This window comes from Litoribacterium kuwaitense (genome assembly GCF_011058155.1).
Taxonomy (GTDB): Bacteria; Bacillota; Bacilli; order Bacillales; family DSM-28697; genus Litoribacterium; species Litoribacterium kuwaitense.
The window spans coordinates 46535-58606 of record NZ_JAALFC010000011.1 but is presented as its reverse complement, the minus strand read 5'-3'; the positions used below and the strand labels follow the sequence as shown (position 1 = coordinate 58606).

Below are 12072 nucleotides of genomic sequence, written 5' to 3'. Positions count from 1 at the left end.
ATGAGTTTCACGAAAATGCAGGGCCCCCAGACATGCTGTCAATCTTATCACGAGGGGCTTTTTTTAGTTATGCCATCCCATCCTCTGTAGGACAGCCGCCAGCTTTCTACTGTTGCTCTGGCAGGCTGTCTGCGTATGCGTCAGAAAGCTGTAGGAGCTGGAGGATGCGTTCGTAGTCGCTTTTGTACTCGGCGAAGTCTGTCATTTCCTCGGTAGTTTCTAACCGATAAGCTTCCCCGTCAGCAAAGCTTTCTTCGGGACGAAACATGATTTCGTCATTAAAGAAGGAGCCGAGGGGCATGTAGTAGCGCATGCCGAGCAGGTTGCTACTCGTGTTGAGCAAGTCTTGACCGAACATGACATGCTGGTCAGTGTGCAGTCCGACAAGGTTGGCGATCGTAGGGAAAATGTCGATCTGCCCGCCAGTTAATTCAATGGTTTGTCCGTCGGTAATGCCTGGCGCTGTCATGATGAGCGGAATGTTAAAGCGATCGACGTCTGTGTACGGTCGGTCAAGCAGGTGATCGATGGCTTCAATATCTTTTTGTTCGATCGCTTTTTGCTGTAAACCGAAATGATCGCCGTACATGACGAGCAGGCTATTTTCCCACAGCCCGTTTGCTTTAAGCTGCTCGACGAATTTTCCGATCATTTGATCCGTGTAATGAATTGATTGTAAATAATCTTCGACAATCGTACCTTGAATGTCTTCAGGCATTTCCATTGGCTTCTTAGATTGCGGAATGCGGAACGGGTGGTGGCTGGACAGCGTAATAAAGTTCGCGTAGATCGGCTGACCGTTATCCGCTTTTTTTACTAGTTCGGGCATCGCCTTCGAGTAGAGCACGTCGTCTGACGGGCCGATGCCGATGACATCTTCGTCGCCGAAAAAGGAAATGTCGTAATATTCATCAAAGCCGAGAGCAGGGTACATGTCATTTCGGCTCCAAAAGGACACGTCGTTGGCGTGAAAGGTCAATGTCTGATAGTTTTGCTGCCTTTTTAACAATTTAGGCAAGCTTGGTAAATCTTTGTTGCTGTATGTTTCTGACGCCGCTTGAAAAGCGGGCGGATAAATGGACGTATTCAGTAAAAACTCGGCGTCGGACGTATTCCCTTGGCCAACCTGCTGATAAAAGTTAGGAAAATGAAAGCTTTCTTTTAATAAGTCATTAAGGAAGGGTGTCACAGGCTTTCCGTCTACTTCCAGTCCAAGAGCGAATTGCTGAAAGGCTTCGAGCTGCAGGACAAAAATATGGCGTCCTTCGGCAGCGCCGAATAAGTTTCGTTCTTCTGGTGAAGCATTGTAAGAAGCAAAGGCTTGCTGCGGGTCTTTGATTTCCTGAATGGTTTCGATCATTTCTTCCTTATTTTCAATCGCAAGCGCAAGCTCACTGCTGCCATCGGCAAAGGCGAGCACTTCATACGTAATCAGCCCTTGTTTTTCAGCTGCGACGGCGGTATCTGGGATGAATTGGTTTGAATAAGTGGTGAGATTGATCGCGATGATGACGATACCTGTAGCCGGGATCAGCCAAAACCAGCGTGACGTGCTCGTTTGCAAAAGATCAGTCCGTTTATTGGCAGAGCGAATGATGAGAATGATAATGGGCAATAGAACAAAGTCGATAAATAATAAAAAGTATTCTGGACGAATTAAAGAGGCGACGGAGTCACCGACAGTGCCGACTTGGTTGATCTGGCTTAACGCGTGATACGTAACAATATAGCCGGAGTAGTTATAATAAACGACGACAGAGAATAAAAAAACACTCATAATGAGATTCACGATGACAAAGAGCGTCCATTTGACAGGGCGCCAGCGTATCATCGCGACCATCCCAAGGATCGCCAACACATAGCCTATCTCAACCCAAACACTTTGTAATATATTGACTTGTGAAAATAACGTTGAACGGATGAAAATCAGTTTAGCGAGCAAAACAAACGTAAACCAAAAGAAAGGCCAAGCTGTCCAGGCCTCATTGGTCCTTTCGGTTCGTGGCATTCCCATGGCAAGACACACCCCTTCACTTGTGGCGGGTTCTTTTAACCCGATCTTTCTCTAACTTATCATACAGAGGGAAAAAACGGCGTTTCACATATCATGTTCTGCCGTGTAAAAAGCATGCGCTAAGATGCTCGTTTATTTAAGAAATATTCGTTTTGATTTGTAAAAAGATGGGGATCGGCTAGATGTTTTTTTAGATTCATCAATGAAGTTGCACTGTAATGCAAACTGTTTCTAACCTTTATGGCATCGCTTGCCGTGGGTGTGTGAGTTTGACTAAATGAGGAAGATCGTGTGGGCGATTGTCAAAAGGCATAAACACCGACTGTCCAGTAAACAGCCGGTGTTGTTAATGTCTGCGGTTCTGCTGCTATTCTTCTTCAGCTTTTGCCTCCGCATCCGCTGTTTTTTGTGGAACGGCGGTCACGCGGAAGCCTGTGAGGTCAGCATTCTCGATATGTTGAACGCGTTTTGTGAAGGAGAAGGACCATGGCTTACTGCGATGGGCACCGATCGGAAATTCTTCCATCGAAAAGCCGGCTTCAGCAATGATGTTTCCTTCACGATCGACGATTCGGATTGGAAGCTCCTTAATGACTAAGTCTTTTGACGTGCCATTATGGATAAGGAGCATCACATTTAAATCGCCGTTTTCCTTATACTCAGCATTCAAACCAGTAAAGCTAATCTGGTTTTTTGCCGGTGGATTTTCCTCAACGAATTCCTTCAGTTTACGCTGGTGCGGCCGAATGAGTTTTTGTCTCCATTCAGGGTGAAGCTCTAGCGTATGCTTTTCCTCGGGCTTTTTTAAATCAAAGGCAAGTGCCCAACCGGAAGAAGGAAGCTCATCTTTTGGCACGTTCAAGTCCGCATCGCGAAACGTAAAGAGCCAAGGGCGATCACTTTCCGCAGGCAGGCGGCCGAGGCGGGCTAAGTCAAAGACACGATGACCAAGCTGGTTTTCGTCTTTATCCAACAAGTAAACGCCCATTTTCGGAAGTCCGATGTCATACGCTAAGCTGTTGCGGACGAACGCTGTGACGCCGACGTCTTTCCGGTTCACTTGCAAGTCGATTCCGGCCATCGAGATTTGATTCGGTTGAAGCGCCGGCAAGTCATTGCTCATAAATTGATACACGTATTTCTCTTCATCCTGCAGCTTCCACTGCGGGTGAAAGGAGAGCTTTGTTTGAACCGGTTCGTTACGATTAGGTGTTGCTTGTTTTTCAATGTTCAGGTCATCTGAGCTGACAGAGCGTTCTTTTCCTTTTCGCTCAATCGGCTTATTTTTTTTGTTTTTAAAGAATGGGAGCATTCCAATTCCTCACTTTCCTTCGACAGTTTCCAGTGATTCAGCTTCCGGCATAGCAATTTCCGCCGCCGCTTTCGCTGACTTTTGAGCTTCAAAAAGTTGGTTGGCGACGATCGCAAGCTGCCGCGTCACATCGCGTTCAATGTTTTGGTACATCATCGTGAACAATTCAAAGCCGTCGTTTTGATACAAACGCATTGGGTCTTCCTGCTGGTATCTGCGCATACTAATCCCTTCCTTGAGGCGAGTCATCTGCTCAAGGTGGCGAATATAATGGTGATCGACCGCAGACAAGCAGGCACGTTTCATAGCGCCTGTTAATTCTTCGTTCTGAAGGAACGGCTTCAGTCGTTCTTTATAGGCTTCAGTCGTGTCATTTAGTTGCTTCATGAGATCTTCACGGTCTTCGATCGTCGTTAGCTCAGGCTCAAAAGTCGTATCGGCGAGGCATTGGTTTACCTCGAAGTTTAAGCCTTGCAAATCCCATTCCTCTGGTAAAAGGTCTTCGGCACAATATTTTTTCATGATATTGTCAAAGTGACCGTCAACGAGAGGCATTAAGTCTTTGAGAAGGTCTTCTGACGCAAGCCAACGGTCGCGTAGCTGGTAAACGACGTTTCGCTGTTCATTGATGACGTCATCAAGCTTTAACGTATACTCGCGGATGCTGTAGTTGCTTCCTTCAGAAATGCGCTGCACGCGATCGATGAAATCGTAAATATCTTTATTTAAAATTTTTCCGTCGACGTTCAGCGTAAAGCCGTCTTTCTTTTTCTCAAGCTCTTCGCTTGCAAAGCGTTGGATAATGTCATCTTCTACAGAGACAAAGAAGGTTGATTCTCCAGGATCTCCTTGGCGTCCGCTCCGCCCTTTGAGCTGGTTATCAATCCGCCGCGATTCGTGACGCTCTGTACCTAAGACGAAAAGCCCGCCGAGCTCAGCGACGCCATCGCCGAGGAGAATGTCAGTACCGCGACCAGCCATATTGGTCGCAATTGTAATTTGTCCAAGCTGTCCGGCGTTGGCAATCATCTCGACTTCTTGCTCCACGCTTTTCGCATTTAATATTTGGTAAGGAATCTGTTCTTTGTCTAAGTAGGAAGCGACCTCTTCTGACTGAATGATCGACGTCGTCCCAACCAACACAGGCTGCCCTTTTTCGTGACGTTCTTTCACTTCTTGCAACATCGCTGTATATTTGTTTTCTTTGGTTAGAAAGACGTTGCCTTTATTGTCTTTACGAATGATTGGCCGGTTCGTCGGAATTTGGATGACGTCCATGCCGTAAAGCTCACGGAACTCTTTTTCCTCGGTTTTGGCCGTTCCGGTCATACCGGCAAGCATCGGATACATTCGGTAATAGTTTTGCACAGTAATTGATGCGGTTGTTTTGTTTTCTTCTGTGACAGTGACTTTTTCCTTCGCTTCAATTGCCTGGTGCAATCCATCGGACAGGGTACGTCCTTCCATGACTCTTCCTGTGAACATATCGACGAGCAAAATTTTGTCATCTTTGACAATGTAGTCGACATCTTTTTTAAACATCACCCGAGCTCTTAATGCTTGGATCGTGTAATGATAGAGCGTTTGGTGCTCAAGATCATATAGGTTGTCAACACCAAAGGCTTTTTCGACTTCTTGAATGCCGTCGTCGGTGAGGTTTGTCGTTTTCGACAGGAGATCAAAGGTAAAATGCACGTCTTGTTCAAATCGTCTTGCCAGCATCGCACAGACGTGATGAAGCTGGGCGCTGACAGTCGTTTTGGCAGCAATAATCAGTGGCGTCTTCGATTCGTCGATTAACACTGAGTCCACTTCGTCGATAATGGCGAAATGGTAGGGCCGTTGCACTTTTTGCGACATGTCATTGACGAGGTTGTCGCGCAAATAGTCAAAGCCGAATTCATTGCCGAGACCGTATGTAATGTCGGCTTGGTATGCTTCAGCTTTCTGACCACGGTCCATCATCGGCACATTTAAGCCGACTGTCAAGCCGAGAAATTCATGAATTTTGCCAATTTCTTCAAAATCTCGGCGGGCGAGGTATTCGTTGACGGTAATCACATGAACGCCTTGTCCTTCCAATGCCTTCACATAGCTTGGTAAGGAAGCGACGAGCGTCTTTCCTTCACCTGTCGGCATTTCGGCAATATTTCCGTCAAGCAGTGCGAAACCTCCAATAAGTTGGACATCGTAATGACGTTTTCCAAGCACTCGTTTAGAAGCTTCGCGTACGACCGCAAAAGCTTCCTCTTGAATCGCTTCTATTCCTTGTTTATAGCGGCGAATCCCTTCAATGACTTCTTTCCATTGCAGCGTTTTTTGCCGAAGCTCGTCATCGGTCAATCGTGCGATGTCGTCTTCCATAGCATTGATTCTTTGTACACGCTTTTCATAGTATTTGAGCTTACGCTGTTGCTCAGACCCCAGAATTCGTTTTAATGTGTCAAGCATTCAATTCGCTCCTTACATTGAGGCTCATTATAGTATATCATGTATGATAGAAAACGATAAATGTAGAAATATGGTTGTTTTTGGGGGAAGTGTGGGAAATAGAATCAGAGAATGAATCAAGGGAGGAACATTTTTGAGGGGAACATGGAAGCTGGCCGTCTTTATGGCCTTGGTCTTTTCTGTATTAATTCCACAATGGACAGAGGCACAAGACCAGTCATTAGAGCAAGTGCGCACCTACGTCAAAGATTATTATGTCGATCAGGTCGACCCTGAAATTTTGGAACGAGACAGCATTCAGAGCATCATGGATGGTCTTGATGAATACTCTGTTTATTTATCCCCCAAGGACTTTTCATCATTTGTCGGGAGTATAGACCGCGCCATTTCAGGAATTGGCGTCTCAGTATCTCCGCACGAAAAAGGTCTTGAGATCGTAGAAGTGTTTAAGCAAACACCCGCAGCCGAAGCGGGAATTAAAGCCGGTGATATTTTAACGACAGCGGATGGTGTCACCTTGGAAGGCAAATCGTCGGATGAGGCCTCCAGTCTGCTTCAAGGCGAGCCAGGAACGTCGCTGAAAGTGACTGTTTCTAGAGAAGGCACCGATGAGACGCTTACGTTTACATTATTTCGTGCGAAAATTTCTGTTCCGACCGTAGACTATCAAGTGCTAGGTGGAGACATCGGTTATTTTCATTTATACAGCTTTAATGAACAGTCAGCAAATGAAATGAAAGCAGCGATGAAAGCGATGGGGCCGGTCGAGCAATATATTGTTGATATTCGTGATAACGGTGGCGGTTATTTAAATGTGGCCCAAGAAGTAGCCGGCTTGTTCCCAGGTGTCATGGAAGCAGTGATGACTGAGGACAGAGAAGGTTTCCAAGACCTTTATTTTGCAGCTAAGCAGGATCAAACGTTTAAGCCGCCTGTGTTTTTAGTGATCAATGGTCAATCGGCAAGTGCATCTGAGGTATTGGCTGCTGCTGTGAAAGAGCAAGGTGACGGTGTACTATATGGAACGAACACGTTTGGGAAAGGTACGGTGCAGACGATCTTCCCATTAGATAATGGCGGTGTCATTAAGCTGACGGTCGCGCGTTTTTATTCACCAAGTGGTGCACCGATTGATGAAGTAGGCGTTACCCCAGATGTTGAGACTGCGCAAGGTGAAGAATTATTCAAAGCACACGAGGACGCGCTTTTACGGCAATGGGATTTGGAAGGTGAAGACATCACGGCTTTGCAAGGCAGTGCGGGAAAAGCATTTTTACTTCACTCTGACCATCCTTCCAATTGGAGCATGATGGAAGAGGAAGAGGTGTCTCTTGTCGAGTTAGGTGGCGACGGTGTTGATGTTTCTCTAGAACCATTATCATTGAAAACAGCTGCGCTTTTACCGAAAACCTCCATGCAGCAAGAGACAACCTATCTCATAGGTGTTGACGAGGAAACGGCGTCACGTGTAGAGATTACAGGAGAATTAGGCCCACCCACGACCTTGAAAGCTCCCTTTTCAGATGTAAAAAACGATCAATATTTTACCGACGCAATTCGCGTATTGGCAAACGAAACAATGGTCAGAGGGACAGGAGATGCGCGGTTTAGACCACATGAGAAAGCAACACGTGCAGAAGGTGCCATCTTGCTGACGAGAGCGATGGAGCTGACAGGCCAAGGAAAGAACAGTTTGTTTGCTGACGTGCAGAAAGATGATTACTATGCCCCTGCTGTCAATGGTCTTGTGAGTGAAGGGGTTATTCAGGCAGATGCTGAGCACCGATTTTATCCGCAAAAACATTTGACGAGGGGAGAGTTTGCTGTCTGGATTCAACGCGCCTTTAACCTACAGGCTGGGAATGACCTGCCATTTACAGATGTCGTCGCAAATTCGACGTATGGTCATGCGGTCAGTGCATTATATGAAGCATCTGTCATTAAAGGTGGAAGTAACCAGCAGTTTAATCCTCATCAGACGGTCACTAGAAGTGACATGGCCGTGATGGTATACCGTGCCCTCCTGTTACAAACAAAGGATCCTGATGTGCAAAAGATCACTTGGATGCCTTAAAAAGAGAAAAACATAAGGGTGTGGGGAAATGAAAAAAAAGTGGCTGCTCGCTGCGGGACTTGTGCTTGCAACCCCGCTGCACGCTGAGGGCGCAGATGATGTCTCAGGACATTATTTTGAAGTGGAAATTCGTGATTTACAAGAAGCGGGCATTATGAATGGATATGGCCATGGAGAGTTTAGACCCGATCAGCAGGTGACAAGAGCTGAGTTTGCTGCCTTTATCTCAAGAGCGCTAGCGTTACCTAAAGGTGATGCACGCTTTTCTGATGTTTCAAACAGCCATCCTTTGTTCGATGAGGTGTCTATGGCTGCTTCAGCGGGCATTGTGACCGGCGTTGACGAGCAATCATTTCAGCCGGAGCGGCCCATTTCACGTGAAGAGATCGCTGTGATGATCGATCGTGGCGTGCAATACAAGGACATTGAGCCAGAAGCTGCCACGCTAACGTTCACTGACCGTGATGATATTTTATATCCATTAAATGTTCGCCACGCGGTCTCTTTAGGCATCGTTGCTGGGAATAAGGATGGTCGTTTTCTGCCGAAAGACACAGCGACACGCGGTCAAGCAGCAACTTTTATTCATCGAATGCTTGAAGCAATTGAGCGCATAGAGAAAGAAAAGCAAGCTGAAAAAGAAAGGCTAGAGGCTGAGAAAGAAAAAGAAGCAGCGGAACAAAGAGAGCAAGAAGCAGAAGCTGACAAAGAGGAACCTGCTGACCCACCGGAACCAAAACAAGGTGAGTTTCGCGTCGCTTCTTTCGACGATGACGGTCAGGCAGACTACTCTGATGTGTTTACCTCTTGGGAAGAAGCCCTCGAATTAGCTGAAGATGAAGGTGCAGAAGCGATTTACGAAGGTGACAAAGTTGTCTGGATTTCGGAAGGTCTTGCTGTTAGTTCAGGACTGACATACATTTATGCCCCATCTGAAGATAATAAAGACGGGAATGGAGCGCAAATTACATACGTTGCCCCAGGTACGGAAATGAAATTGCTGTCCCCTGGCGAGGAACGGGTCGATGTGATGCTGCAAGGGCTGGATGGCTCAGTGAATTTACATGATGTGACTTTAATCCCTGCATCGCTCGTTAAAGAAAGGGCATACTACACGAACGAAGATGGAAATCTCGTACATTATTTATATATTAACGGGAGTTATGTAAAATATTTGTACGGCGAGGCCCCTTCCTTTATTAATGAAGGCGACAAAGCGTTTAGCTGGGACGGTTATACGTTTAGCGACGACACATTTTATCAGTATTTTTCCTTTATGCCCCTTCGCTCAGAATCGGCCTACTCTGCGGAAGAGTTAGACCGATACGTTAAAGAGCATAAGCCTGAATCGCCTTTAATCGGCTTAGGAGAGGTGTTTAAGGAAGCTGAAGACACGTATGAAGTAAATGCATTGTATCTGCTTGCCCATGCGATTCATGAGAGCAATTGGGGAACGAGTACTATTGCTCGAGAAAAAAATAATTTGTATGGTTTGCGAGCTTATGACGTGAATCCGAATGAAAATGCGATGGCTTTTGAGTCAATGGAAGCCAATATTGATTTTGCTGCGTCTTACGTGTCAGAACGCTATTTGACGGATGCGGAAGGGACGTATTTTAACGGCGAATATCTCGGAAATAAAAAGGGCGGCATGAATGTCGTGTATGCGTCAGACCCTTATTGGGGGCAAAAGATCGCTGGGCGCATGTACCAGGCGGACAAATTCCTCGGCGGGAAGGATATCGACGCGCTTGATATCATTGAGCCATGATCTAAAAGGGAAAAAGAAGAGTTAGGTGAGAGATATGGAAACGGTAAACATACTAGAAGTTCCATTTGCGAAGGCGACGATGGATGAGATGGTGACGACATTGGAAAAGCGTCTGTTGAACGAAGAAAAAACGTTTGTCGTTACAGCGAATCCGGAGTTTGTCATGCATGCGCGGGAAAAACAGGCTTTTTTGAGCGAATTCAAGAAGCCGATTTCATCACAGCCGATGGCATTGGTGTCGTGAAGGCGGCGCAATGATTGGTGACCCGTTGCCGGAGCGGGTCGCCGGCTACGATCTAATGCATCGCTTACTTGCTGAATGCGCAGCCCACGGGCGCTCGGTTTATATGATTGGTGCTCAGCAGGAAGTGATTGAGCAAGCAGTTGGGGAAGTGGAAAAGCTCTATCCAGGTATCACGATTGCGGGTTGGCGCAATGGCTATTTTGATATCGATGATGAACAGGTGATTGCTGACGTTCAAGCTGCCAAGCCTGATCTTGTGCTTGCCGCTTTAGGAATGGAGCGTCAGGAAAACTGGATTGCTACAGCACTCCCTTACGTGGAAAAAGGGGTATTTATTGGTGTAGGCGGTAGCTTTGATACGTTGACTGGAAAAATGCCACGGGCACCGTTAATCTTTAGAAAAGCAAACTTAGAATGGTTTTATCGTTTGTGTAAGCAGCCCTCGCGGTGGCGCCGTATGCTCGCGCTCCCTAAATTTGTGCTAACTGTGAAACGTGAGCAAAAACAAAGGTCTGCCTTATGAGTACGCCGTCATTTGTAAAAAGTGCGCTTATTATTACAATGGCGACGCTCGTCTCAAAAGTATTGGGCAGTGTTTTTCTCATCCCGTTGCAAAACATTGCTGGCGATGAAGTGTTTGGTATTTTCCGGTTCGTCTATCCTTTTTATATGGTGGCACTCATTTTATCAGTGGCCGGAATTCCAATTGCGATATCCAAGCTGATCTCGGAAGCGCGGGCTGAAGGTCATTCGTCCAGCGTCCGAGATATTTTTGCGACAGCTTCCATTTTGGCGCTTGCTTTTGGCGTTGTCACCTTTTCGTTGATGTTTAGTTTATCAGGCCCGTTTGCGAAGTGGTTTTGGAATGATACGGCTCAGCTATCTCTTGCGGTCGTCTCCGTTACACTGCTCGTCGCCCCATATATGGCCGTATATCGCGGTTTTTTTCAAGGCTTCGATGATATGAGGCCGACAGCTTTTTCACAAATGTTTGAGCAATTTGTTCGGGCTGGCGTGACCTTGATCGCAGCTTACGTCTTTGTACAATTAGGTACAGACGTGTCAACGTTGGCAGGGTATGTGATGACCGGCTCGATCGCTGGTGTAGTGGTCTCACTCTTTTACTTGCGTTGGACGTGGATTCGCTCACCTTTTCGCCCACATGCTGAGGAGCCATATACGGTGGCGCGTTTCTTGAGTTGGTCAAAACGAATTTTAAGCTTGTCGCTTCCGGTTGCGGTCGGGACGTTGACGATGGCTTTATTGAACTTAGTCGATTCAATGACGATCCCGAATGCCCTCGATGGTGATCCTAGTATATTGTACTCTCTCTATGGGCGTGGGGTGACCCTCGTGCAGATTGCGACGGTCTTTTCGAGTGCGATTATTTTACCGTTGATTCCGCGGATTACGCGCGCGCTCACCACAAATAATGATGGTGAAGCGAAACTATTTGTTACACGGTCTTTAAATATGGCTCATTTAATCAGTTGGCCGGCTGCCGTGGGGCTAGTGGCTCTTGTCGTACCGGTGAATATCGCCTTATTCAAGGATGCAAGTGGTAGTGAAGCCATTGCTCTCCTCAGCGTAAGCAGTCTGTTTACTTCTTTTTCCGTCTTGACGACAGGAATATTACAAGGCATTGGTCGAGCCCGCATGGCGGCTTATATCATTATTGGTGCTGTATTGATTAAAGCAATGCTGAATATGTGGCTAACACAGACAGCTAGCATTTCAGGTGCGGCGATAGCGACCATCATCGTGTATGCGTTGATTTGGCTGGTCAATGTTTGGTTGTCACAGCGTACTCTGCCGTATTCAGTGCAGTGGCGTACGCCGATCGTCTGTTTTATCGCAAGTGTGATCATGGGCGCTTTTATTGGCACGCCATGGTTGCTCATTGACGGTTTGGTTAGCTCAAGAGGCTCGGCGTTGTTATATGTCATCATTGCGATCCCAGTAGGCGCTTTATTGTACGCTGCGCTCGTGCTTTTCGGTCGAGGGGTGAACCGTGACGAGTTACAGATGATTCCTGGCGCAAGCCGCTTTTTTAAAAAAACCCTTCATTGATTTTTAGCAAAAAATAGTGTATCTTTTCTGAAGTGTTATTGGACAACTGTTGCGCTCTTTTCAGCAATGATACGTGTATAGTGGTTGTGCAAATGACGAACGCTATCCTTTGTACAGGAATGTAAATCAGGGAGTT

General features: G+C 46.6%; 8 protein-coding genes. 5 read left to right on the top strand and 3 right to left on the bottom strand.

Annotated features, from left to right (window positions below; genetic code table 11):
• Positions 1-106 precede the first annotated feature (106 nt).
• The 3 genes from G4V62_RS08300 to secA2 all read right to left on the bottom strand — a co-directional run bounded on the left by G4V62_RS08300 (position 107) and on the right by secA2 (position 5777).
• Positions 107-2014: an LTA synthase family protein gene (locus G4V62_RS08300; RefSeq protein ID WP_165201124.1), complete on the bottom strand. Its 1908-nt coding sequence runs from the start codon at positions 2012-2014 to the stop codon at positions 107-109.
• A gap of 367 nt (positions 2015-2381) precedes the next feature.
• Positions 2382-3326 (bottom strand): accessory Sec system S-layer assembly protein, encoded by a 945-nt coding sequence (locus tag G4V62_RS08295; RefSeq protein WP_165201122.1) that lies wholly within the window; start codon positions 3324-3326, stop codon positions 2382-2384.
• A gap of 9 nt (positions 3327-3335) precedes the next feature.
• Positions 3336-5777 (bottom strand): accessory Sec system translocase SecA2, encoded by a 2442-nt coding sequence (gene secA2, locus G4V62_RS08290; RefSeq protein WP_165201120.1) that lies wholly within the window; start codon positions 5775-5777, stop codon positions 3336-3338.
• 133 nt (positions 5778-5910) lie between these two features.
• Between secA2 and G4V62_RS08285 the strand changes: the two genes are divergently transcribed.
• Genes G4V62_RS08285 through G4V62_RS08270 form a run of 5 tightly spaced genes read left to right on the top strand, consistent with a single transcriptional unit; the run spans position 5911 to position 11936 of the window.
• Positions 5911-7851: a S41 family peptidase gene (locus G4V62_RS08285; RefSeq protein ID WP_165201118.1), complete on the top strand. Its 1941-nt coding sequence runs from the start codon at positions 5911-5913 to the stop codon at positions 7849-7851.
• 28 nt (positions 7852-7879) lie between these two features.
• On the top strand, positions 7880-9622 hold the full coding sequence (locus G4V62_RS08280) for an S-layer homology domain-containing protein (protein WP_165201116.1): 1743 nt from the start codon (positions 7880-7882) through the stop codon (positions 9620-9622).
• 34 nt (positions 9623-9656) lie between these two features.
• On the top strand, positions 9657-9866 hold the full coding sequence (locus G4V62_RS20560) for a WecB/TagA/CpsF family glycosyltransferase (RefSeq protein ID WP_312855463.1): 210 nt from the start codon (positions 9657-9659) through the stop codon (positions 9864-9866).
• A gap of 10 nt (positions 9867-9876) precedes the next feature.
• Entirely contained in the window at positions 9877-10389 is a 513-nt protein-coding gene (locus tag G4V62_RS08275; protein WP_312855462.1) for a WecB/TagA/CpsF family glycosyltransferase, read from the top strand.
• Positions 10386-11936 carry a putative polysaccharide biosynthesis protein gene (locus G4V62_RS08270; protein WP_165201114.1) on the top strand — a complete coding sequence of 517 codons (1551 nt, stop codon included), beginning with the start codon at positions 10386-10388 and terminating at the stop codon, positions 11934-11936. The genes G4V62_RS08275 and G4V62_RS08270 overlap by 4 nt, the downstream gene beginning before the upstream one ends.
• The last annotated feature ends 136 nt before the right edge of the window (positions 11937-12072 follow it).